Source organism: Cardinium endosymbiont of Culicoides punctatus (assembly GCF_004354815.1).
In the GTDB taxonomy this organism is placed as follows: Bacteria; Bacteroidota; Bacteroidia; order Cytophagales; family Amoebophilaceae; genus Cardinium.
Map to the genome: position 1 here is coordinate 1 of NZ_QWJI01000056.1, position 25,225 is coordinate 25,225.

Below are 25,225 nucleotides of genomic sequence, written 5' to 3' on the forward strand. Positions count from 1 at the left end.
CATGACTGACATAGGAAGAGTAGTAGTAGGAATGATAATAATTTAAAGTGTTTAGAGTTGATCATATGGTTATTAGATTTTACAGTAAGTATTTTTCTTTGTCAGAAATAGCTTCTTTTTCTAATTTTTCAAACAATGTTTCAATATCTTTTAAACTATCAGCTACAAAGAATAGATATGGGCGTCCTGTTTTGGTGCGTACTATATAAACGCCGGGTTCTTGCCCAACAAAGGCACGTTGTACTGCTGAGAGCTGTTTGAGATAGGGATTCTTTTTTACCATATTTTCTAACATGGGCACCTCTTGTGGTTTCAATGTAAAAAATATAGGACTGCTGGCATAGTGATCCGTGCTTCGCATATCCTCCATTATTTCTTTAGTATCATCTAATAATGCTACCTGGAATCTATTGCATTGTAGTGCCACATGACTTATATTAAATATTTCGTCTCCATCAAATTCTTTGTACATAAGCACAGGAGTACCTCCTTTTCCAAAAAGCGGTAACTCATATTTACTATTCGGAAAAGTTGAAGCAAACAATTGGATAGCCTTCTGTACAAAAGCTACATCTAGACAACGTTTTTTTTGCATATAGGTTTTAACCATAGGCAGTAAGATATGGGCAAATTCTTGTATGTAACGATTATTGTATCCTGTAAAAATGGCATTCGTTTTATGGTCTACCACTTCTTCAAAATAGCCTTGTATGGCTGTAGCCAATGCTTCATTAAAATAATGATGTGCTAACCCTGCATAAGGAGAAGTAGAAGCTCTAAACGCACGATTTATAGCATACTGTACGCTATCATCTTGTTGCCGATAGAGGATATGAGCTACTTCATGCAACACAGTGCTTATGCGGCTTCGTTTACAATCATCGCAACAGGGGAACCTATTTGTATCTAAAAATATATGATTATAGATAGCAAATGATCTTCCACCAGTGCCAGGTTCTTTGGTATAACTCGGCCTACAAGCATATACTTTAATGGTATTAAAAGGCAATGTGTTAGTGCCGTAGAATCTACACATGTCCATTAAATACTGATCTAGCTTTTCTTTATTCTTATGAAGAAACTGATTTACATAGGAAAGGTAGTTATCCATGTAATCTACCTCATGAGTAGATGCTTCATAGGCAGTGGATACATATTGTGCATAGAGGTCACGAAGGTCTTTTTCTAAAATCGGCTGTTGGGTAGGATCTACTATTATACTGCCTACTAGGTTAGTAACTTCATCTATATGACGTAATGTGGATAATCCATATAAAACTTCATGATAATCTAAGTGACCTACATGGCAATCGCGAGTAGGTAATTTCAAGTTTTTCATAGCAAAGCTATAGGGTTTAAATGGTATCTCTCTACAATGCTGCCTAAATTGTTCGTAGCCTATTACTTCTGCTCGTAGAGGCTGAGTTACAAAAAAATGGACAAACGTTGGGAAGTGGCTGTGATCACGTATCCATTGAAAGGAAGTGCTGGTCAAACAAACCTGCTTGCCAAATACGGGTATACAGATTGTAAGTAAAACCCATAACGTATAAAAAAACCTTGATAAACACATTTTAAATACTCAAAAAAAGTAAAATTACTACTTATATCTTATTTCACATATGCAGTTGTAAATGCTACAAAAGCACAAATAAACAATCAAGTATATTAAGGGGAATAAAAACTAAGTAAGGAATGAACACAACTTTAGCTTTTACCTGGCCTTAAGGCACTTCGATTTAAGGTGCATTTCAACATTACGTAATTTTTTTCATATAAGCAACATTTTTATTTTTTTCAAAAAATATATTTGTTAAAAATGCATAAAAATGTGTTACAGTAAGTGTATCTCGTGGTATCTTTCATGATGCAGTACAATAATTTGTACTAACCATAACTATAATTTACAAAAATATCAATTAGGGACTACTTTGTGAAAGTTCTGACGAATATATAATACATGGAGAGCTAAGATTAAGTTCATTTCAAAAGACGTCCAATGATCAACTGCAAGTATTTTACCCGTGCTTATAGCGCTCATCTGTAACCTTTGTTAACTCCTCCATAGCTTTCCCAATATAGTAATTCTGCATGATTTGATCTATTTGTCCTTTTGTAATAGAATCGAATGGATCCTCTGATGCTTTTTCTTGTTCTACTAACTGGATATCTTTTACGCAAGCAATAAAAACACCTTCATTATCCACAATTGGATCACTTATAGATCCTGGTTTTAGCCCAAAACATTTTCCTATAAAAGCTTTAGCATTTTGAACATTTATATCATTTTTTTTGGAAAAATGTAAAGCATCTATAGAGTGTATGGTTAAATTTTCTCCATAGCTTTCTGCTATATCTTGCAGGGTAGTTGCATTAATCTGTTTAATTTTATCTATAATAATTTCGGCTTTTGCTTGATTTACTACTTTATAGTATACTTCACTATACACTACATCTAGCGGTAACAACTCCCCTTCTTTTGTCTGATTCACCATCATAGCTAACATATATGCATCACCTAAATCAAATACTGGAGAAATTTTTCCTATAGAAGCTGCAGTATACAGCCAACATACTACTTCTCGAGCAGGAAATATACCAATAGATGAGTCAGATGGACTAATTGTTTCTTTTTGAATCCTTATATGTTCTTTTTTAGCTAATTCATCAAAATCTGATACTTTTTTTATTTGTGAGACAAAATGATTCACTTTTCTAAAAAGTTTATTACGTGTAGCATCACTGATCGTAGATTTTTTTTGAATTACAGCAATGTCATAATTACAAGTATCCTCTATTCTTTTTATCTCATTAATTTTATAAAAAATAAATAGTCCTTCATCCCTAATAGGTCCTACTACCATTCCTTTTTGAAGCGTATGCTTTATTTTTGCGAGTGCATCAGGAAGCTCATCTGTTGCACAGGTTAAATAAGTGTCTTGAAGCTTCCCGTCTGTTTTTTCTTTAGCAAAAACAAATGGATCTGACGTAGTAGAAAATTGAGCTAAAATGGCATTTAATTCTTTTTGAAATGTAGCATGGTCTTTTTCATCAGGATGAACTGGAAAAGTAATGTATTTAATGGTTTTACTTTCAGTAGCTTTATAGTGGTTTCTATGCGCATTCATATATTCCTGAAGTTGTTGCTTAGTAGGAGCAACTAACTCGCTGCTAATTGAGTTAAAAGGGATATAGAGATAATCTACATTACAAAACATGTTATCACGTTGCGCTATCTTTTCTTTTTCTAAGGTAGTAGTAAAACAACTTTTTTGCATCAATTTAATGAGTTTATCTTTTACTCTTTTAGCTACAAAATCTTTTTCGTGCTGACACCATTCTACTTGCCCATTTTCTGATAGGCGACTTAAATAGTCCAGCAACTTTTGTCTGTCAAAAGACCCCGTTGCAGGGTTTTGAAAAATAGGACTAGCGCTAATACTCGCATCAATATGTTCTCCTTGAACTAAATCAACCAGTTCATCAGTACCTACTGCCATACCAATTTTCTTTAATTCCTTTTTATAGATTATATCTTCAATAAGCTGTCGCCAAATATGATCTTTGAAACGTATGATTTCTGCTTCCGTTGGCTGCTTTCCCTGGCTTTTAAAGTTTCTAGCAAAGTGTATATCACAAAGCTCTTGATAGTCAACATAGCTAATGCTTTTTCCACCTACCGTACCAGTGCTGAGACTGTGATTTGCATTAAAAAAATAGGCAATCACCTGTCCTAGATCACTACTAAGTAGTATAGCTACCAAACAACAGATTGCTATGGCTACAAAAGTATTACTTATTTTAGTTCTTATATTTCCAATAATCGCCATGTAAAAAAATAAAATTTAACCCATTATACCATATACCTTTGTTTTACTTTTGTATTAATTACCAAAGTAAAACAGTAAATATGATTTCAATTACACTGGATAAAAAACAATTATGTTAACAATCCTTTGCGTTGCAGTATTGTTGTCAAAAACTTTATTTCATTATCTCCATTAAGAATCTTGAATGGGATATAAAAAAATTGAACTTTAGACAAAACTAACAAGAAATATTCTTTTTTTTTATATGCCTTAATAAAATCTGCCCATGGTATGGGCATGCCATGTTTAGGATTTAACTGTATAATGAAATATTGGCTATTAATTTCATACATTACCCTGTCAAACAGAGGGCGATTCTCTTCCAGTTGGATAAGTCCATAAAATTGAACGACCCAAAAGAGCAGATAAAAAATAAAGAATATAATAGCACCTAGTATGAACCAAATTGTTCTTATGAAGAATGTACCACTCATAAAAAGCATTATTAATGGAAAAATCCACCACTGGGTACGCAAAATATTTTGTATCCCAAGTCTCATATACAGCGTACTTGGTATTTTGTACTTTTTCGTTTTGACAATCATAATATCAAGTCAAATAATCACTAAATCTTAAAAAAGACCTGATCTATAATCAGGAAAGCATAACACTTTATGTAAGACACTTAGCCAATATAGTGATTTTTAGCTAGAATGTTAGTATATTGTTTGTGTTTTAACGACTATTTTATTCCGTTATCAGCTTAAAAAGAGGTTATATGCTTATTAATTTTCAGCCATTAATGTTTTTTTATCTAAAAAAGACTTGTGCACTATTGTTGTCAATTTATCACTGTATTGTACACAAATGTTATACTATTGGTGCTACATATCCTATGCTTAATAAAGAAGTCCCTCTTACGCTTACAGAAAAATCATCGATTGATCAGGCAAACCATTTAGTTGCTACCATAACGCTTCCCCCACTTTGGTTGGCCATACCTTTTGTTGTTTTATTATTAATGATTGCCACAGGCCCCCTCTTTTTTACGCATTTTTGGCACAAACATTACCCTAAAATATCCATTTTTTTAGCTGGTTTTGTTATATTTTACTATTACTATTTTCTAGGAAATAAGATTAAACCAATAGAAGCAGCAGCAGAATACATACAATTTATGTCTTTAATTACTGCTTTATATGTTACAACTGGGGGTATATTAATTGCAGTGCATACAAAAGCCACTCCATTGGTAAATAGTATTTTATTGGCTATAGGAGCTATATTTGCTAACCTAATAGGTACTACAGGAGCTTCTATGCTTTTTATCCGTCCTTATTTAAGGCTAAACAAGCATCGTATCGGCGTTTATCATGTTATCTTTTTCATCTTTATAGTCAGCAATGTAGGTGGAGCATTAACGCCAATTGGTGACCCTCCCTTATTTTTGGGATTTATTAAGGGAGTTCCTTTTACATGGACATTGGTACATAATGCTGTACCTTGGGTTGTAGCTATCTCTATGCTTTTAGTGATTTTTTATTTCTTTGATAGAAAAAATCAGCAAGAGATTGTATCAGAGCAGACCCATCTCATTACTAAACCTACTATATCTATAAAGGGGAGTAAAAATTTGTTTTGGCTAGCAATAATAATCGGTGCGGTCTTCCTAGATCCAACGATTGTACCATGGGTACCTGCAATTGACTACCATGGCCATAATATTTCCTTTGTGCGTGAATTGATTATACTGGCAGTTGCACTACTTTCCTTTTATACAGCAGACAAGAAGGTATTGGCATTGAATGATTTTAACTTCGAACCGCTAAATGAAGTTTGTCTTATTTTCATAGGTATTTTTGGTACTATGATACCAGCACTTGAACTCATTGGTGCATTGGCGCAGTCTGAATATGGAAAACAACTTATTACGCCCAATACATTATACTGGGGAACAGGATTTTTTTCTTCTATTTTGGATAATGCACCTACCTATTTAAACTTTACAGCTGCTAGCATGGCTTCACAAGGTGCTAATATTGCCCTATTAACAGATGTACAAGCTTATGCAGGGGAAGGAATATATCTACATTCCATCATCCGCCTTAAGGCTATCTCTATTGCTTCTGTTTTTTTTGGTGCTATGACTTACATTGGTAATGGTCCTAACTTTATGGTCAAATCTATTGCTGAACAACTAGGCATAAAAATGCCTTCTTTTGGGAATTATATATTCCGATTTTCCATACCTATTTTATTACCTATACTTTTTATAGTTTGGCTAATATTCTTTAGTTGTTCCTCTTAGGTTAGGCTTCTAAGTCATTAATACCAAATAAATTTGATTTATCTATGGTTAGTAAATGGAGAAAATCGCTCAAATAGCAAAAAGTATACTTGCTTTTTTTTTAACCTTGTGCCTATGTCTATCGCTACTGATTGCAGATAAACAATATCAATCTATATGCTGTAAAAACATTGATATACAAATAAAAAAGAACAATCAGAAGTCGTTTGTAACAGAAAAGGTGCTATTGCACTGGATACAGTCTACACATGAAATTCCTTTGATAGGTACTCCACTGAATAAGATTAATTCCTATCGCATCAAAAAGCAATTAGAAAGTCAGCCACTTATAAAAGATGTATTAATCTATAAAACTTGGTCTGGCCGTTTAAAAATTATTGTAGAAATCAAGTATCTCATTGCTCGCATTATTGATACATCTAAGCCTAATCATACACATTTATACATTGATGAATATGGTGATTTAATAGTAATAAAGGAATTTCTATTGCTACGGTTATTGATTGTAGGTGGAAACCTTCAAAACATAGCTGTTGAAAAAAACGGGAAACAATTTTGTAAAAAGGAATTGTTAGGTCTATTGCATGCACTTTATGAACATCCATTTTTGTCACGCCAGGTTACCAGTTTAGAGGTAGATGAGCATGATAAAATCGTACTTGGTACCCAGATCGGAAATCATCGTATAGAACTTGGAAGAGCTCAAAACATTCATCCAAAGCTTGACAAGCTACTACTTTTTTATAGCCAGGTTATCCCCTATAAGGGATGGCATGCCTATAAACGTGTAAATCTTGAGTTTGAGCAACAGTTAGTATGTGAATAATGATACATCCAAAGATTTTTTTAAATCCTGAACTGACATTTTGAGAAAAAAATATAGCAAAATTAACCCATCCTAGTACTACCGTACAGATCCAGCTACGCACATAAACAAATGCAATCGAGCCCACTTGCATACGGACTATTTTTTTATTACTATATCTATTGAAAGGAATATTAAACATGGTAAATATTTGACAAAAAATTACCTTAATAAGACCCTTGGGCTTGATTGGAGATATTGATAGGATTTGATAGCAGCAAATAATCTGACTTAAATAAAACAAAAAACAAAAACATGTATTATATCAACTATTCCCAAACAACTTATAGAAGGCATAAAGCTAATCCTATTAGCTCATGGAGTCACTAAAAGCTAAATAGGAAAATCTGTTTATTACTATAATAAATCAATTTGACTCTTTTGAGAAAATCTGATTGATTTAATTTACAATTATTAATTGTAGCATTTTAATTTTTAAACTCATTTTTCTTAATTTTATGTTATTCGTTAACCAAAAATTAATGGCTCTTATGCTTTTATCTGTCATAGCAGCACCATATGGATGCAATCCTGGAACAGCTAACCAAAGGCCACTCAGCCAACCACCTACTCAAGAACCAACCGATAGTAATAAACAAACAACTCCTAAGACATCTGCTCCTTCTGTTCATACAAATCATTCAGGTGACACAACAATAATACAAGAAAATATAGAACCTAATAATAATGGAGATGATGGTAATAAAATAGAACTAAAACACACAAATCATATTAGATCAATCAAAAAAAACAAAATAGAACCAGAAAAAAATGGTTCAACAGTACAACAGAGTGATGATGATGAAATAGAACCAGAAAAAAATGACTCAACAGTACAAAGTGATGAAAAGGATGATGAAATAAAACCAGCAAAAGGGGAAGAGAAAAACAAGCCAGGTTTCTTTAAACGTCTCCTTAAGAGAAAGAAAAAAAAAGACAAATAAGAGCGTAAAATAATCTTATGAATTAGTAAATTTTACCAATTTTACCAATTTTACCAATTTTACATTTTAATATTGGTTTAATCCGTATCCATTCACTGTATACTCAGCTATAGAAGCCATACAGCTGAATGGATACTATTTTAGTATTTTTTTATTTTATATACTATATGAAACTAGAAAAACAACATCTTTCAGATCTCCTACTTATTCAACCTACCATCCACCGCGATTCAAGAGGATATTTTCTAGAATCTTATCATAAAGATCGGTTTTATGAATTTGGCTTGGATGTTTCTTTTGTACAAGAAAATAGATCTTTATCTAAAAAAGGAACTGTAAGAGGCCTGCATTACCAATTAACACCTTATGCACAAGCAAAATTAGTGTATGTAGTACATGGTGCTATATGGGATGTTGTGGTAGACTTACGTACAGCAATGGGGACGTTTGCCCATTGGCAGGGATTTTTTCTTTCTTCAGAAAACCAACACCAACTTTTTATCCCTAAAGGATTTGCCCATGGCTTTATAGCATTAGAAAATAATACGGTAGTATGTTACAAATGTGATATGTATTACCATCCACATGTAGAACAGGGTATCCACTTTCAGGACCCTACACTACGTATACCTTGGGAAAAATATGCTACTCCTAGCATCATTTCAGAAAAAGATGCAAAGCTTCCATTATTACAAAATGCTATATACAATTTTTAAAACCGACATTAAGGAAATGTGCTACCAAATTTTTTACTGTTCATTTTATATTTAATTGTAAATCAGTTATAAAATAATATATGTTGTATACAGAACATAGTGTACCTGAAGCGTTGCTTCTTTTTTTATGTTACACGCATTACAAGGGCCATCTTTGTTTGGTGGAGGTTTTATTGTATATGTAGCGAAAAACTCAAAAAGTCTTATATATTTGTTATAAAAAGCTATTGATGCATTAAGAGTTTATCTTATGCAAAAACAATAAGAAAATTTATATTATGCAAATGGATATTAAAAAAAGATATACAATCACTGCTGCGCTCCCTTATGCAAATGGTCCTATTCATTTAGGCCATGTTGCTGGAGCACATCTTCCCGCTGACATATATGCGCGTTATTTAAGACAAAAAAAAAAATCCGTTGTTTTTATTAGTGGCTCAGATGAACATGGTGTTCCCATAACCGTTCGGGCACAACAGGAATCCTCTACTCCACAAGAGGTGGTAAATAAGTATCATGCACTGAATAAAAAGGCTTTGGAAGGGTTAGGTATCAGTTATGATATTTTTTCCAGAACTACTTCTTCCATGCACTATGAAACTGCTTCAAGTTTTTTCAAAGAATTACACAAAAAAGGTGTTTTTGAAGTGCATGAAACAGAGCAATACTATGATCCTACTTATAATCAGTTCTTATCTGATCGATATATCAAAGGAACCTGTCCCCATTGTACGAATCCGAATGCCTATGGAGATCAATGTGAAGTTTGTGGTAGTACACTGAGCCCTGAAGAACTTATTGAGCCCATGTCAGCTATTAGTGGAGCGAAACCAATCCTCAAGAAAACCGAACATTGGTACTTGCCTTTGCATAAATATGAAACATGGCTTAAAAAATGGATTTTAAAAGAACATAAAGAATTTAAAACCAATGTATATGGTCAGTGTAAAGGTTGGTTAGATCAAGGATTACAACCACGAGCTGTAACACGTGATTTGTCTTGGGGTATTCCTGTTCCATTACCAGAAGGTAAAGATAAGGTACTTTATGTTTGGTTTGACGCACCCATTGGTTATATTAGCGCAACCAAAGAGTGGGCAGCGGCCAAACAAGTAGACTGGGAACCTTTTTGGAAAGATCCGAATACCACATTGGTGCATTTTTTGGGAAAAGATAATATTGTTTTTCACTGCATAATTTTTCCCGTTATGCTTAAGGCACATGAGGGTTTTATTCTTCCTAAACAAGTGCCTGCTAATGAATTTCTAAATTTAGAAGGTCAAAAATTCTCTACATCTAGAAATCATGCAGTATGGTTGCATGAATATTTAGAAGATTTTCAAGATAAAGAAGATGTATTGCGTTATGTGCTCTGTACCATTTTACCAGAAAATAAGGATAGTGATTTTACTTGGAAAGATTTTCAAGATAAAAACAATAATGAACTTGTAGCCAATATAGGTAATCTAGTAAATAGAACATTTAGTCTCGTACATCTTTATTTTGATGGAAAGGTTCCTCCTAGAAATTTCTCGAGTCAAAATGAACATAATCTATTTAAAACACTCAATGCTTCATTTGTAGAAGTCGGCAATGCTATAGAACAGTTTAAATTTAAAGAAGGATTGCAATTATGCATGAGTTATGCCACATTGGGTAATAAGTATTTAACAGAAATGGCACCATGGAATTTGATAAAACTTAACAAAGAATTAACGGGATCTGTTTTAAATGTTACCCTTCAACTAATAGCTACTGTAACATTACTGATCAGGCCTTTTTTACCCAAAACCAGTAATAAAATGGCAGATATGCTAGGTTTAATAGAAATAGGATGGGATAATATTAATGTGGCTAATCTGTTAAAGCCTGGGGATCCATTGAAATTACCAGAATTATTATTTGAAAAGATTGAGGATAGCGTTATTGAAACACAACGAAAAAAGTTGCAAAACACTTAAATAAACCCATTGGAAAAATGATATGGTTCTCCTACTTAATCGGATTTTTTCCACTTTACAGGTTAGTTTTTTACATATTTAATTCGTGAAATAATATTGTATTATATGTATGTCCAGGAATGGAGATGTACGTACTATTAACATTCAGCACATTGAGTAGCAATCTAATTATTAATCGATTGAATTTATTTTCAATATTATTTTTCTGCATATGGTCTGTAGTAGCTTCTATTTTACCATTGCATGCTTATGAGGCTAATGGTCCTTTTTGGAGTAGGGTTCGACTACATGGAAGTTTTTTTGTAAAACAAGACACATACAAAGTAGGCATCTCTGGCATGCAACCTTCTGGAAAGAGTAATGAGTTACAGTTCAATACTCCAATTAATCCAGATAATAATAAAACATTATACTGTATACGTTGGTATCATGCGCCTTCTATTTATTTTAATACAAATGAAAGTTTAAAAGAGGTTTCTGACAATTTATTTGATGATAAACAGATTTTGTATTTTACAGGGAAAGGTATTTCGATCTCTACCCAGCTTTTTTTGTCAACGGATTTTCGACAGTTAAGGATTGGTGTTGGTGCGGGTATAAAATATTCTTTTTTAAAAAATATGACCGGAGAACTATATGGAGATACCTTAATAAACAGCAATAGCCAAGATAAAATTGATATAAATAAATCATTGATGTATACCCCACCCAAATCTTATTATTTTAGCTGTTCCCCTTTGTTTCTTTTAGGTTATAAAATATGTGAAAGTAATACCTATGCTTTATTGTTAGATAGCACTTTAGCACCATGTATGTTCAGACATACTGAATTCGGGACAATCTACAATTGGATGTATTTTTTCAATTTTGATATCGGGGCTACATGGGAAAAACAAATTTCTCGTTACGTTAACTGGAGTATCCGTGTTGCCTATGGCCATTGTATGAGTAATCAAATTTTAGATATAGAAATCATAGATGAACAAGAAGAGGCAATCATGTTTAATCCACCTATTGTTTCTCATAAAATAAGTGGTTTTTTACTACAAATTGGAATGAGTATACGTTTACCCGCATTAAGCCGATGCCCTATTCCTGAATGTTCCACTAGACTAGACCATAAACATGATGGAAAAGCATATAGAGGAGACTCATTTTTTACTTCATATCCAGGCTAGTACTATGCATTACGATATATGGTAAATGGTCATATTGGAATTATTAGAAAATTTAATCATCATCAAATGCTGATATATTTTTGCATAGCTCAACGTCCATTTGGTATTAATATGTCCTATAATCTGTAATATACAGAATTAGGAATCTGGGTAAACTTAGTTTCTGTACATCAACTTAATTTCCAAAATTAATGCGTTACTATATTGTTACTGGAGAACATTCTGGAGATATACATGGAGCTGATTTGATTACAGAAATAAAAAAGATAGATCATCAAGCTCATTTTTGGTCTTGTGGAGGTCCGTTGATGCAAAAAGCTATGGGAGCGCCCTGCATGGTAAACGCTACCGAAATGGCTTATATGGGACTAGATTTTTTAAAAAAGTTTTATAAACTATGGAAACTACTAGAATACTGCAAGCAAAGCCTGATCGAATATAGACCCAATGTGGTTATTTTAATAGATTATAGTGGTTTTAATATGCGTTTAGCATCGTTTGCTCAACACAATGGTTTTCAGATATATTATTATATTCCACCTAAGATTTGGGCACATGGTGCAAAAAGAATAGAACGCATAAAAAGAGATATACAAAAAGTATTTTCTACACTTCCATTTGAAGCAGCATATTATCGAGAACATGGTTTCCTAAATACTTATTATGTTGGAAATCCGCTTGTTAAAAAAGTGTCCAGTCACATTATCAATCCATTGTTCAAAAAAGAAAATGCATTAGACCAACGACCTATTATAGCATTGTTGCCAGGCAGTAGAATAGATGAAGTAAGACGTATACTTCCAATCATAACTGCTGGAGCAGCGCACTTTACATCTTACCAATTGATTGTAGCTGGATTAAGCCATCTTCCAAAGGGATTGTATCAAACCTTCAATGCAACAAATATAAAAGTCGTTTTTGACCAAACCTATGATTTATTAGCAGCTGCTCAAGTTGGCATTATTGCCTCTGGAACCGCAAGCTTAGAAGCGGCCTTGTTTAATCTACCACAGATAGTAGTGTACAAAACGAGTCCCTTGACCCATTTCATATATAAACGTATTACAACCATAGATTGTATTTCTTTGGTAAATCTACTAGTAGGCAAAATAGTGGTTCCTGAGCTTATTCAGCATGAATTAACTCCACAAAATCTTCGTAAAACTTTAACAATGGTTTTACATGAAACATGCAACCAACAATTAAGCATATATCACCATATCCGAAATATATTAGGTAAAGAAGAGGCCCCTCTACAAACGGCAAAATCTATAGTGGAAAGTATTAAAACACACATTTCCGTAAACCATAAAAAGGGCACGGATGCCTAGTATTTAAAAGTGCTATTACCACTATCCTTTATTTTTTTTCTTATATTGGTTTGTAAATTTCTATGGTTTACAATAGGTAGTTTATATAGTTCCGTTATCAAATATAAATAAGTGATCATTTCACCATTCATTTTATTTTTACGAGTCTTTAATATAAATTTATACTTTTTAAAATTGTATCTTCGTTTAAAATGAGTATGACATGTATAGGAAACATAAAAAGTAAAAAAAATTAAACATGGAGTTCACTGTATCATCAGCTTTGTTATCACAACAGCTAACTGCTATTAGTGGGGTTATTACCCGTAACCCAATTGTTCCGATCTTAGAAGACTATCTTTTTGAAATAGATCATGACTGCTTAATAGTTACCGCATCTGACCTACAAACCTCTATCAGTGCTTCTTTAAAGATAAAATCCGATGCTCAGATAAGCATTGCTATACCAGCCCGCATATTGCTGGATACAGTTAAGAACTTACCTGAACAAATCATAAAAATAGCCATCAATCCAAATTCTTATGCCATTTCTATTGAATCGGATAATGGCCATTATAAGCTAGCAGGAGAAAGTGCTAATGACTTCCCCAAACTCCCCTCACTAAATGATGGTATCCATTTACAGGTCGAAGTAGAAACATTGAAAAACATCTTGCAAAAGACTATGTTTGCGACAAGTAATGATGAACTTAAGCCTGCTATGTCTGGTGTATACATGGAATTGAGCCATAACATGGCCACCTTTGTAGCTACTAATGGACATCGATTGGTTCGATATAATCGTGAAGATTTGGCAGCATCTACTCAAAGTCCAATTATTATACCTAAAAAGGTATTGACACTTTTAAATGGGTTACTAAGTAATAGGGACAAGATGGTCGATATTACTTTTGATCAATATAAGATTCAATTTGATATAGACAATATTAGCATTGTTGCTAGATTAGTAGATGAGCGTTATCCAGATTATGAAAATGTGATACCCAAAGAACATACAAGTAGGCTTACTATAAATAGACCAGCTTTAGTAAGCTCATTACGACGTGCAGCTATTTATGCCAATAAGGTAACGCATCAAGTGAAATTTACTATCATGGAAAATGAGTTAGCTATTTCGGCAGAAGACTTTGACTTTTCCAATGAAGCACAAGAGCAACTTATCTGTGAGTATACAGGTGATTCTATAGAAGTAGGATTTAATGCAAAATTTTTGCTAGAAATGTTGGTTAGCATAACCAATGAAGAAGTAGAGTTTCTTTTCTGGGAACCCAATAAGGCTGTTATCATTTTACCTAAAGGTCAAAGTAAACATGAGCATCTATTGTTACTCATTATGCCTGTGATTTTCTAGAAGTATATATGTAGCGTAATTTCTTTCTTGTTTTTTGTATTCTTAATCATATATTAAAAAGTCATATTTATGTTTAAATCTATTTTATCTTTGTCTATTATGATGCCTATAAAACATATTTTTCACCTATGTAGACCTATTCTCTTCATATTATTACTGCTACCCTTTTCATCCAGAGCAGAATCAGATGCGATAAAGGACAACAAGCTTATTGTTCTATTCCATGGGCTTTGCAATAAAGCAGCTTCTTTTAAAAAAATCCAAAAAGAACTAGAAGAAAAGTTTCCTTCTGTCTCTATAGTTGCCTTAACTAGTGTTGAGGGCATACAAAGCTTAAATCTTTCTATAAAAGACCAAGCTACAGCCTGCTTTGAGGAGTTAAAAGAGAAAGTGGGAGATGTTACAAACAAATGCGTTCTTTTAATAGGGCATAGCCAAGGAGGAAACCGTGCATATACTTTTCTTAAGCAATATGAAAACCTCTTAAATGTAAAAGGGTTAATCACATTAGCGACTCCATGGGAAGGGGCTCCAGGTGCTAGAGTAGATAGAAAAATGTTGGCCAAGCATCTTACAAATGATGTTTTAACTGACTTACGTACGCTTTCTACTGAGCTAGGTTGTCCTGCTACTCAACTAGAAGAAAAGCTTATGTTAGAAATAACAAAAAATCAAGGCATATGCATGTTCCCTGGTGCAAAAGATCTAATAGTTGGAAGTGACTTTTTGTGCGCTACGCAAAAAATGCTTGCTAATGAAGAGCTTCCTATCTTGTTTATAGGGGCTGAACAGAATGATTTTGGTGCTCTTTTATCTAACAATGTTAATAAATATTCTTTTCAAGCATTAAATAATATGTATAGTTTTTTCATCGTTGGTGATGGCCATGTTAATACAAGCCATGATATGCAAGTCCCGCTCTATAGCCAGCATGCTTTAAATATTGCACCTAATAAAAAAAATTTTAAAAAAGTTTTTGTAAAAGGTGTTTTTCATAGCCCTTATATTTTAGGTATCCGCGTGCCAAAAGGTAAAGCTATGCTTTCAAATGATTCTGTATTAGATCAAATTATAGAATTTACTAAAACAGCATTCGGAAAAGAATAATTCTTTTTTTGCATAAAAATGCACAGGGCATATTAGGATATTATGTATGGAGTAGTGTCTGAGTGGTTGAAAGTATCCGTCTCGAAAACGGTTGTACCGAAAAAAAGGTACCGGGGGTTCGAATCCCTCCTGCTCCGCTTCTAAGAAGTATTTTAAGGTTAAGTGCCTAATAGTTTTATTTTGCCAGCTATAAAGTTAATGATGCAGAAACTATTGGTAACTGGAGGAGCTGGGTTTATTGGTTCTCATTTAATTCATTTTTTATTAAAGAAATATCCTCAGTACTTTATTGTCAATCTAGACAAGCTTACCTATGCGGTAGACAAATGCTTTCTGCAAGTGTTAAGCCATAACCAAAACTATCACTTTGTAGAAGGAGATGTTATTGATTTTGCTCTTGTTTCAAAGTTATTTGAAGTATTCAATTTTGATGGAGTAATTCATTTAGCTGCAGAATCACATGTTGACAGATCTATTAGTGATCCATTGTTATTTGTAAAGACTAACATAGAAGGTACGGGTGTATTATTGCATGCGGCTTACTTGCATTGGATTAATAAACCTGAGCAAATAGATCCTGTTTTTAAGCGATTTTTGTATGTTTCTACAGATGAAGTATATGGATCGTTAGATGTCAAGGTAATGCCATTGACAGAAGATGCTCAACTTAATCCAAGAAATCCTTATAGTAGCAGTAAAGCAGCTGGAGAATGTTTGGTAAATGCCTATATGAATACCTATAAACTCAATGCAGTAATTACACGGGCAACCAATAATTATGGACCACGTCAACATCCAGAAAAACTTATTCCTATGGTGTTGAAGCATGCACTAGAGCAAAAACCCATTTTACTACATGGGAATGGTAGTAGCATACGAGATTGGCTGCATGTAGAAGATCACTGTAGTGCATTGGACTGCATCTTTCATAATGGTCAAAGTGGTTGTTATAACATTGGCGCTAATGAGGAACGTACAAATTTAGAAATGGCATCTATGATTTGCAATATATTGGATGATGTGAAGCCTCTTAAAGAGAAAAAGTATGAGTCTTTTATTTCTTTTATTACCGAGAGAGTAGGACAAGATAGGCGTTATGCCTTAGATGCTACAAAATTACGAAAAACATTAGGATGGCATCCATCTATTACTTTACAACAGGGTATCAAACAGCTTATCAATAGTCAGGTTTGAATTTTATTGGTATGATGGCATAAATGTAAAGATACCTGGGGAGTTACGAATTTCATTAAAAAGATTATGTTTTTTAGTGCGGAATGTCGGTTGTATAGATTAAAAATTGTATTAGAGTAAGGACTGATGGGACTGCTCTTTTATGCGTGTCTTCTGGTGTTTCTATTACTACCATTCTTCCGTTTAGTTATACAATCTAAGAAAGCATCTCTATCCAATATTTCATTTCCTTTTGAGTCATAATATTTGCATTCATAATCATTAAAATTACGCTTATCACTATCAAAATTTATGCCTATAACAACAATATCCTTGTTCTGACGAATATACTGTTGGATATACTTAGTATTTTGAGTCTGTTCTATTGCAGTATGAGCATCTTGTCCATGTTTTAATTCAAATAGATAAGTAATATTTGGTATCGAGTTAATAACAATATCTATCCTTCCTAAATTGGAACATTTTTCACTTTCTGGATTTAGTTTAGCTCCTCTTAAAAAAGCATGAAGCACTGAATGGTAAAAAGCTTCATTTTTATTTTGTTCTTGTAAAAAGAAGAAATAGGGGATACTTGAAAAAGAAGATTCAAGGGTAGACATAAAACCATCTATATCTACTGCTACCAGAGCATTTATTAAGTTATCTTCGCTAGTTTTACCTTTTGATTTTACTGTTTCATTGAGTTCTTCATATAATGAGTCTTTAAAAGATTCTCTTACTTCATCATTAGGGAATTTTACTAGTAAGGGTTTTGTATCTGATGGAAGTTCTCCTTGGTTTAATGGTGGTTCATACTTATCAATAGTGAGATACCCTGATTGGAACATTTTACCAACCATACTTAACTCATTTTCTTTAGGACTGGTTAATTTGTACTCTGTAGTAATAATACTTTGACTAAAATCTATATCAAAATAGGAATCATCAACTCTTTTAGTTAAAAAAGTCGGCGTTCCTGAATTATACCAATAGTTGTTTAGTATACCCTCTTCTAAAAACCTTAAGGTAGACCATGGATTATAGACTGCAACGGTATTTTTAGGTGTAGCAAATTTATATCCATTGTATTTAGAACGCATATATGATACAATTGTTTCTGGATCCAATTCTTTTTCCTCTGCTAACTCTTTTATACGTTTATAATAAGGAGAGCCTTCCTGTAATAAATCCTCTTTTTCTCTATAACCAGCTATATTTGAATATCTTGGACTAAGCGTAATATCTTTTAGATTATTAGGACCAGATTGACATTCTTTAAAAGAATAAGCACTAACACCTGTGATAAATTCTAGTTTAATTTTATTGTCACCAGAAAGGCTTTTAATAATGGTTAGAAAATTTCTTACAATTATAAGGTTATCTTCTTTTATAACTGGATTTGGTTGGTTAATAAAAGGAGCATCGTATTCGTCTACCAGTACAACTACTTTAGGTTCGTAACCTTCTAAGGTTATTAAGTTGTCAACTAAGTCTATACAATATTCTTGAAAAGAATCATTTTCTTTTTTAGAAGAATTTTTTTTTAATGCTTCCCTAGAAGCAAGTATTTTTGCCTCTATGCCATATTTTATAGCTGTTCTTTGTAGAGATCTTTGAATTGATTCTTTTAGATTTTCAGGTGTTTCATTAACTAATCTTGAAAAATCTAATCTAATGACAGGATATTTTTTCCAATCGTAGTTAGTTTTATTATAGATATAGCAATCTTGAAATAACTCTTTATTTCCATTAGCTATTTCTTCTAATGTGCTAACAAATAAAGACTTACCAAACCTACGGGGACGAGAGAGAAACACAGTAGCTTCTTCTTTAAATAACGTTTCAGCATGTTTTGTTTTATCTACATAATATCCTGATTTAATTACAGCTTCAATGCTAGATTTACCAATAGGTAAAATTCCTGTGTATTCTAGTTTCTGCCTTTTAGTATTATTATCTATTTGCATATCTTCATCTAAATTTTTGATAGCCTGAATATACTTGACCCCATATTATCTTTATTTTCATGTAAGGAAAATAAAGATAGTATAAGACACAGCAATACCGTATCAATATTTTTGTTTTATTGAAATATCATTGACTTCTGGTAGCTCTACTACGGACTTTCTTATTCTTTATATAATCTAGAAAATCATCTTTATCTAGTATTTCATTGCCTGATTCATCGTAGAATTTGTACTTATGATGGACAAGGTTACGCTTTGCTTTAGCACTATCAAAGTTGATACCTATCGCCACAATACCTTTACCCTTGGTAAGGAATTTATCTTTATAAGATTTATTGTCTATTTGATCCATAGCTACATCTGCACTTGCATTGTGTTTTAACTCCAAAATATATGTAACATATGGTAAAGAGTTTAAAACAATATCTATTTTACCTTGATTAGTAGTATTTTCATTTTGTGGATCCATGTCTGAGCATTCTAATATAGCATGCAATACCGTATGGTAATAGGCTTCATTCTTATTCTGGTCTTGTTGGGACAAATTAAAAGGAATACCTGAGAATAAAGATTTAATAACTGTAATAAAAGTATCTATATCTACATTGGATAGCGTTTTGTTTATTTTTTCTGGAATAAGAAATTCGTCTTTTCTTAATTTACTCTGTAATGATTGCTCAATTTCTTCAGATAAAGAATTATAGAAAGATTCTTCTACTTCATCATTAGGGAATTTTACTAGTAAGGGTTTTGTATCTGATGGAAGTTCTCCTTGATTTAATGGTGGTTCATACTTATCAATAGTGAGATAACCTGATTGGAACATTTTACCAATCATACTTAACTCATTTTCTTTAGGACTGGTTAATTTGTACTCTGTAGTAATAATATTTCTAAAATCTATGTTAAAATAGGAATCATCAGCTCTTTTGGTTAAAAAAGTAGGCGTTCCTGAATTATACCAATAGTTATTTAGTATACCCTCTTCTAAAAATCTTAAGGTAGACCATGGATTATAGACTGCAACGGTATTTTTAGGTGTAGCAAATTTATATCCATTGTATTTAGAACGCATATATGATACAATTGTTTCTGGATCCAATTCTTTTTCCTCTGCTAACTTTTTTATACGTTTATAATAAGGAGAACCTTCTTGTAATAAATCTTCTTTTTCCCTATAACCAGCTATATTTGAATATCTTGGACTAAGCGTAATATCTTTTAGATTATTAGGACCAGATTTACAATCTTTAAAACAGTAAGCGCTAACACCTGTGACAAATTCTAGTTTAATAAAGTTATTAGAAGTAAGACTTTTAATAACTCCTAAAAATTCTCGTACAATTAAACGGTTTTCTTCTTTTATAGTTGGATCTGATTGATTAATAAAAGAAGCATCATATTCGTCTATCAGGACGACTACTTTAGGTTCATAACTTGAATTAGTCTTTTTAAGTTCTGTATAGTTTGAAACTAGTTTGTTGATTAAATCTTTTAAATAAGTGTTAGGCAGAGTCTTTTTATTAGGCTTTTCCATTTCTATTTCATATGAATTAGAAATAGTATATAATTCATTTAGAATAGATTCTTTTAATATTTCTGAGTTGTTTTTATCCATCTTAGAAAAATCCACTCTAATGACCGGATATTTCTTCCAATCATAACCAGAATTATAGATATAGCAATCTTGAAATAGCTCTTTATTTCCTTTAGCTATTTCTTCTAATGTGCTAACAAATAAAGACTTACCAAATCTACGGGGACGAGAGAGAAACACAGTAGCTTCTTCTTTAAATAATGTTTCAGCATGTTTTGTTTTATCTACATAATATCCTGACTTAATTACAGCTTCAATGCTAGATTTACCAATAGGTAAAATTCCTGTGTATTCTAGTTTCTGCCTTTTAGTATTATTATCTATTTGCATATCTTCATCTGAATTTTTGATAGCCTGAATATACTTGACCCATGCCATGCTTATTTGTTTTACATGAAAATAAAGATAGTATAAGACACAGTAATACCGTATCAATATTTTTGTTTTTTTTAAAACATTTTTTAAAACATTTGTTTTTTTACTGCTCGATATGTCTTAATGAGTTATGTAGGCAGCAATAGAGAAGACTACATCAATGATACTTGTAACAGAGGATCATTATCTTTCATGAAGACAGATCAGGTTATATTTTTTTAATTACGATATAAAAATACGAAATGATTATGGGATTGTAGTATTAAAATTAATTAGTGATTTTTTTAGTTTTTTTGTAACTCCCCAGGTATATCGATTGTTTCTGGTGGTGATATAGTATACTGGGGAATTTTATTACATAGTTGCACAATCACCCTTTCTGTTAGGTACATATTTTGCATGTACATATACCCAAGCTTCTATTAATATTTTGTGCTGGCATAATCCATATACAGCTTTTAGTTAAAAATGAGAAAGTCCTGTATTAATTAATGGCTTTTCGACAATATGGACATGTAGTATCTGGCTTACGAACATTAATCCAACTAAATAAACAATCTAAATGAAATAGATGACCACATTTTAATTTGATTGCATGTATATCTTTATCAGAACCAGTTTCAGATTCGGAAGAATTATTTAATTTATCTAAACAAATAGTACATGTTTCTGACATTTCCTCTTTCTCAACATCATAAACAGTTTTTTTTTCTCTTTGGTTAAATAAAGTTTTAAATAATTTTATTTTACCTGTTTTAAGTGAATATTCTAGTTTTGAACCTTTATCAATATTTATTAAGATTTCAACTATTTTGTTATAACCACTCTTTAATGCAATCAGGACTTTCGCACTTTTAGTTAAAAACACTGTTTATAGACTAGTCTATAAAATAGAGAAATGTTAATATTATTGATTATCAATACTATAAAACATGTCCATGTCTAAAAATGCAAACACAATTATCTGTTTTGCGAAAGTCCTGTATAGAAGAAGTGATGACATTTTTAAGCGAACCTGATCATACTACTAAGGAATATCTTATTGTACAACATATGATGGAACTCCTTTCTGCTCAAAACTATGCCCTATTTTTAGAAGCATGTGCACAAGCCTATATAGAAAAGAAGATGAGCACACGTATGCTTATCGAAATAACACGTCCCATTCGATGGAATATACGGTCAAGACACATCAGTTGGAGACCCGGTTATTTTCTAGTCAATTACAAAAAATCTGAAGTACAAGCTATCCTGCATAGAATAAGGCAAAATACACATCTCCCCATTTATTTTAAAAAATGTATAGCAGACGTGGCTTCTGGTAAAGCATATAAGCAACTGGCAGGCGAATTTTGGTATACTTCAAAATATAGACCTACTTTTTTTATAGAATGATGGAAAATGTATCTTAATTCATTACGTTGCAAAAAAGTGTATTTTTTATGTTAGTGATCCGTAAATGTATTCGTTTTATATTTTTTATTACTTGTTTCTGGAAAGTAGGAAGTTGTACCAGACATACAATAGAATATGAGATAACCGATATAATTTTTAGTATTTCGAATAAAATATTCCACTACCGCATAGAAGACCAACAGCTCTTAAAACATGGAAGTGGTTGTGTATGGAAAAAAAATGTTTCTTTCAATGAAAAAATAACATCTATAGCATTAAAGGCAGGTCCATTTACAGATCCAAAGGTGTTATTCGCTTCTAAAGATTTTTCCGTTATGTATCGTTATCCCAGATCTTATCTGTCTCATACATATGCTTTTTTAGCAAATCATACAAACTTACTGGAACATAAGGCAATTGTATTATATGCGATGGAACAATTACCTTTTTCTGACTATTTAGCATTAGCTTCCCATTGCGTACATTTGTATAATGAAGCACAAATTCCTGATCATCTATTGATCACTGCTTTGGGTTATACTTTAGGTGGAGATCACCCGATTGTACAAAACCATAAGGCCCCAGCTGTACAAAAGCTCTTAGCACAAATTTTACATCCAACTCCTAAACTTATACAGCATGTAAGCCTTATTCTAAATGGTTTTTTATTAAAAGATTGGAATAAAAAACAGATTTTCAGCCATTTTAAATGGGAAAAACGACCACTGCCTTTTCATGATACCGTAAAGCAAATTGTACAAGACTCCTTTATTGGATGGTCAGCTAGTACAGAAGGTTTATTACGTAGTGATGCATTTATGATGCTTTACGAACACCCTGACTATTATATAAAAACGGTAGACTTTGTACATCTATGGCTAGAACAACCCAATATTTTTTTAGAAGTAGATGAAACAACAAAATATCATCCCCTTTGGATCTATCATGATGTGATGATCAATACCATGCGCAAACTAGACGAACATCAATTCTTAGATCTGGTGATGGCTTTATATCAAGCACACCATGCTAAGTACAGATATTTAGCTTTACTATTATCCTGTTGGAGTGAATACAATATAGTGTATAATCAATACGATACATTAAGTCTAAAACCATTTCCCATATCTACCAATTTAAACCAATATCTCCATCTTCCTCATACCATGCAAAGAGATTTTTCCTACTATATCAAAGAATGTTTACCAGAAATAATCTATCAACAAAAGCTATATGGCATTGCTACATACAACCAAGAAAAGCCTTTTTATTGTTTTGATTAGGTGTTTCGTAACTCCCCAGGTGCCTTTTTTGAATTAAAAAAATTGATTGTTAAATAGAAATATTTTTATCAATTTTAACATATCAGAAAATATGCTACCAAAATTTTTACCACGAATTTTATATTTCATTACAAATCAACTATAAAAACAACAGCTGTTGTGTGCATAACACAGGGTACCTGGGTAGTTATGTAACTATAATTATCAAACCCACATTCCGCACCTTTTTTTGAAATGATTATAAATATAATAAAAAATATGGATAAATATATTTTTTAAATAGCATAATTGATTATCAGATGGAAATATTTTTATAAAAATTAATACATAAGCTGGCGTACTGCTAAAGTTTTTAATAGAAATACCATAATTTATTATTAATCAATTATAAAAATAATTAAAAAATCATATTTTTTGGTGCGGAATGTGGGATCAAAGATTCCATTCAAGTATTAATTATCAAAACCCGATGAATGTATATCTTAATTATTTAAAAAATGCGGCCTAATAGACCGAAAAAAATCGGAAGCAAAATTAACAAAAATTTTGTCTTAAAAAATCAGTCCAGTATACTTAAGTTATTTTCTTCCATAATAGAAATAATTTCTTTTCTTGAAAAGGTGGTAACAATGGATATGGTGTCTATATTGATGCCCAATCCTAACATCTTTAAGGCGGTTGTATAACGTTCTTCTTTTTTACCTTTCTCTAATCCAATCTTTTCGCCTTTCTCTTCGGCTGTTTTAACAGCCAAGGCTTCTGTGCGAATCCATTTTAAATGATCTTCATAAACTTCTTTTTCTTCTGAATTAAAGTTCATAACGTCTAAGACGTCTAACGCTTTTTTTATACTGCTGTCATTTAACGCAGAGGGTAAATGCTCTTTGTTTAATAAATCATGACGGGATAAAAAGGTAACCCATCTGTCTAATCCACTACTTACTTTAGAGACGATGTCGGATAGTTTTGAATCTTTGTCACTAATAAATTTCTTTAACTCTATGGTGTGTAATTCTAGGTCTTTGAAGTAATGTATATTATTATCTGTTTCCTTAATATGAAATATATTATGGTACTTATCTGATTTAGGAATACTGGTAAAGTTAAGTATATGGATACCGATGGCTTTGGATAAAATATCATAGCTTCTAGAAATTTCTAATTGCTCCGTATACAATTTAGCCCAGTAATACAATGCGCGCTTATCGTAGTCTTTGGCATCGGTAATCTGTATTTCAATATTAAACCGCTTTCCTGTACAGCTCTCTGCTTTAATATCTAAGATAGATAACTTATCCTGTCTAAAGTTCCGATGATTATAAGGATTCAATAAGGTAATGTCTGCTACTTGATCTTCTTCATTAACAATAGAATTAATAAGTGATATCAATAAGTCTTTATTCTCTTCAACGCCGAATAGTTTTTTAAAGACAATGTCTACTCTGGGGGTTAGCTTTTCCATAGGTAAGTATTTGTATAGTATGTATAGCATTTTCCTGCTATATATATTTAAGTTATTTTCTTTTATCCCACATTCCGCACCAAATTTTTAGATTTTCATTAATTAAATCAAAATCAACCGGCAGTATTAAACTTATTTAATATTACTTCAAAAACAACACTTTATAGAAAATTTTGCTTAATGAAATACTCATTTCATGCAGAATGATTAAGTGTGTTTCAATATTATACTAAATAAAAAGTTACCATACAATAGAAAAGGAAACAATTATTACTAATTCGTCAATTTCAAAACCTATATTCTGCAGGACTTTCGCAAAGTAGTGAATAATTGATATTTTTGTAGTTATAGTTACTAACTGCAAATTATTGTACTCAACGATGAAAGTTACTACACAAAGCTA

19 protein-coding genes and 1 tRNA gene are annotated in these 25,225 nt (G+C 32.1%); 13 read left to right on the plus strand and 7 right to left on the minus strand.

What is annotated here, in order from left to right; genetic code table 11:
* Positions 1 to 79 precede the first annotated feature (79 nt).
* The 3 genes from CCPUN_RS04405 to CCPUN_RS04415 all read right to left on the minus strand — a co-directional run bounded on the left by CCPUN_RS04405 (position 80) and on the right by CCPUN_RS04415 (position 4,369).
* The gene (locus CCPUN_RS04405; protein WP_133282361.1) at positions 80 to 1,339 is read right to left on the minus strand and encodes a hypothetical protein; all 1,260 of its coding nucleotides are present in this window, start codon (positions 1,337 to 1,339) and stop codon (positions 80 to 82) included.
* A 679-nt stretch (positions 1,340 to 2,018) separates the two neighbouring features.
* Entirely contained in the window at positions 2,019 to 3,830 is a 1,812-nt protein-coding gene (locus tag CCPUN_RS04410; protein ID WP_133282362.1) for a peptidylprolyl isomerase, read from the minus strand.
* Positions 3,831 to 3,940: 110 nt separating this feature from the next.
* A complete protein-coding gene (locus CCPUN_RS04415; RefSeq protein WP_240034357.1) occupies positions 3,941 to 4,369 on the minus strand; it encodes a YcxB family protein in 429 nt (142 codons plus the stop codon).
* A gap of 218 nt (positions 4,370 to 4,587) precedes the next feature.
* Here CCPUN_RS04415 and CCPUN_RS04420 point away from each other — a divergent pair, with 218 nt between their 5' ends.
* The 11 genes from CCPUN_RS04420 to rfbB all read left to right on the plus strand — a co-directional run bounded on the left by CCPUN_RS04420 (position 4,588) and on the right by rfbB (position 16,764).
* Positions 4,588 to 6,117 (plus strand): sodium:proton antiporter, encoded by a 1,530-nt coding sequence (locus tag CCPUN_RS04420; protein WP_240034358.1) that lies wholly within the window; start codon positions 4,588 to 4,590, stop codon positions 6,115 to 6,117.
* A gap of 55 nt (positions 6,118 to 6,172) precedes the next feature.
* The gene (locus CCPUN_RS04425; RefSeq protein ID WP_133282364.1) at positions 6,173 to 6,943 is read left to right on the plus strand and encodes a cell division protein FtsQ/DivIB; all 771 of its coding nucleotides are present in this window, start codon (positions 6,173 to 6,175) and stop codon (positions 6,941 to 6,943) included.
* Positions 6,944 to 7,473: 530 nt separating this feature from the next.
* Positions 7,474 to 7,926, plus strand: a complete 453-nt coding sequence (locus CCPUN_RS04430) for a hypothetical protein (RefSeq protein ID WP_133282365.1) — start codon at positions 7,474 to 7,476, stop codon at positions 7,924 to 7,926.
* Between the two features lie 167 nt (positions 7,927 to 8,093).
* Entirely contained in the window at positions 8,094 to 8,642 is a 549-nt protein-coding gene (rfbC, locus tag CCPUN_RS04435; protein WP_133282366.1) for a dTDP-4-dehydrorhamnose 3,5-epimerase, read from the plus strand.
* Between the two features lie 278 nt (positions 8,643 to 8,920).
* Complete coding sequence (gene metG / locus CCPUN_RS04440; RefSeq protein ID WP_240034359.1) at positions 8,921 to 10,603, plus strand: methionine--tRNA ligase; 1,683 nt, start codon at positions 8,921 to 8,923, stop codon at positions 10,601 to 10,603.
* A 119-nt stretch (positions 10,604 to 10,722) separates the two neighbouring features.
* On the plus strand, positions 10,723 to 11,781 hold the full coding sequence (locus tag CCPUN_RS04445; protein ID WP_133282367.1) for a hypothetical protein: 1,059 nt from the start codon (positions 10,723 to 10,725) through the stop codon (positions 11,779 to 11,781).
* A gap of 191 nt (positions 11,782 to 11,972) precedes the next feature.
* Positions 11,973 to 13,112 (plus strand): lipid-A-disaccharide synthase, encoded by a 1,140-nt coding sequence (gene lpxB / locus CCPUN_RS04450; RefSeq protein WP_133282368.1) that lies wholly within the window; start codon positions 11,973 to 11,975, stop codon positions 13,110 to 13,112.
* A 238-nt stretch (positions 13,113 to 13,350) separates the two neighbouring features.
* Positions 13,351 to 14,463, plus strand: coding sequence for a DNA polymerase III subunit beta (gene dnaN / locus CCPUN_RS04455; RefSeq protein WP_133282369.1), 1,113 nt, complete (start codon positions 13,351 to 13,353; stop codon positions 14,461 to 14,463).
* 69 nt (positions 14,464 to 14,532) lie between these two features.
* Positions 14,533 to 15,570, plus strand: a complete 1,038-nt coding sequence (locus tag CCPUN_RS04460) for an esterase/lipase family protein (RefSeq protein WP_133282370.1) — start codon at positions 14,533 to 14,535, stop codon at positions 15,568 to 15,570.
* Positions 15,571 to 15,618: 48 nt separating this feature from the next.
* A tRNA-Ser gene (locus CCPUN_RS04465) sits at positions 15,619 to 15,707 on the plus strand.
* A gap of 61 nt (positions 15,708 to 15,768) precedes the next feature.
* The gene (gene rfbB / locus CCPUN_RS04470; RefSeq protein WP_133282371.1) at positions 15,769 to 16,764 is read left to right on the plus strand and encodes a dTDP-glucose 4,6-dehydratase; all 996 of its coding nucleotides are present in this window, start codon (positions 15,769 to 15,771) and stop codon (positions 16,762 to 16,764) included.
* Between the two features lie 140 nt (positions 16,765 to 16,904).
* On the opposite strand, the gene CCPUN_RS04475 is transcribed toward rfbB, so the two are convergent.
* The 3 genes from CCPUN_RS04475 to CCPUN_RS04485 all read right to left on the minus strand — a co-directional run bounded on the left by CCPUN_RS04475 (position 16,905) and on the right by CCPUN_RS04485 (position 21,550).
* Positions 16,905 to 18,710: an AAA family ATPase gene (locus CCPUN_RS04475; protein ID WP_133282372.1), complete on the minus strand. Its 1,806-nt coding sequence runs from the start codon at positions 18,708 to 18,710 to the stop codon at positions 16,905 to 16,907.
* Between the two features lie 127 nt (positions 18,711 to 18,837).
* Positions 18,838 to 20,685, minus strand: a complete 1,848-nt coding sequence (locus CCPUN_RS04480; protein ID WP_133282373.1) for an AAA family ATPase — start codon at positions 20,683 to 20,685, stop codon at positions 18,838 to 18,840.
* A 481-nt stretch (positions 20,686 to 21,166) separates the two neighbouring features.
* Positions 21,167 to 21,550: an RING finger domain-containing protein gene (locus tag CCPUN_RS04485; protein ID WP_133282374.1), complete on the minus strand. Its 384-nt coding sequence runs from the start codon at positions 21,548 to 21,550 to the stop codon at positions 21,167 to 21,169.
* Positions 21,551 to 21,651: 101 nt separating this feature from the next.
* Between CCPUN_RS04485 and CCPUN_RS04490 the strand changes: the two genes are divergently transcribed.
* Together CCPUN_RS04490 and CCPUN_RS04495 are read left to right on the plus strand one after the other, a co-directional pair.
* The gene (locus tag CCPUN_RS04490; protein ID WP_133282375.1) at positions 21,652 to 22,077 is read left to right on the plus strand and encodes a hypothetical protein; all 426 of its coding nucleotides are present in this window, start codon (positions 21,652 to 21,654) and stop codon (positions 22,075 to 22,077) included.
* Between the two features lie 47 nt (positions 22,078 to 22,124).
* A complete protein-coding gene (locus CCPUN_RS04495; protein ID WP_133282376.1) occupies positions 22,125 to 23,360 on the plus strand; it encodes a hypothetical protein in 1,236 nt (411 codons plus the stop codon).
* A gap of 559 nt (positions 23,361 to 23,919) precedes the next feature.
* Here CCPUN_RS04495 and CCPUN_RS04500 read toward each other — a convergent pair.
* A complete protein-coding gene (locus CCPUN_RS04500) occupies positions 23,920 to 24,822 on the minus strand; it encodes an Rpn family recombination-promoting nuclease/putative transposase (RefSeq protein ID WP_133282377.1) in 903 nt (300 codons plus the stop codon).
* Positions 24,823 to 25,225 lie beyond the last annotated feature (403 nt).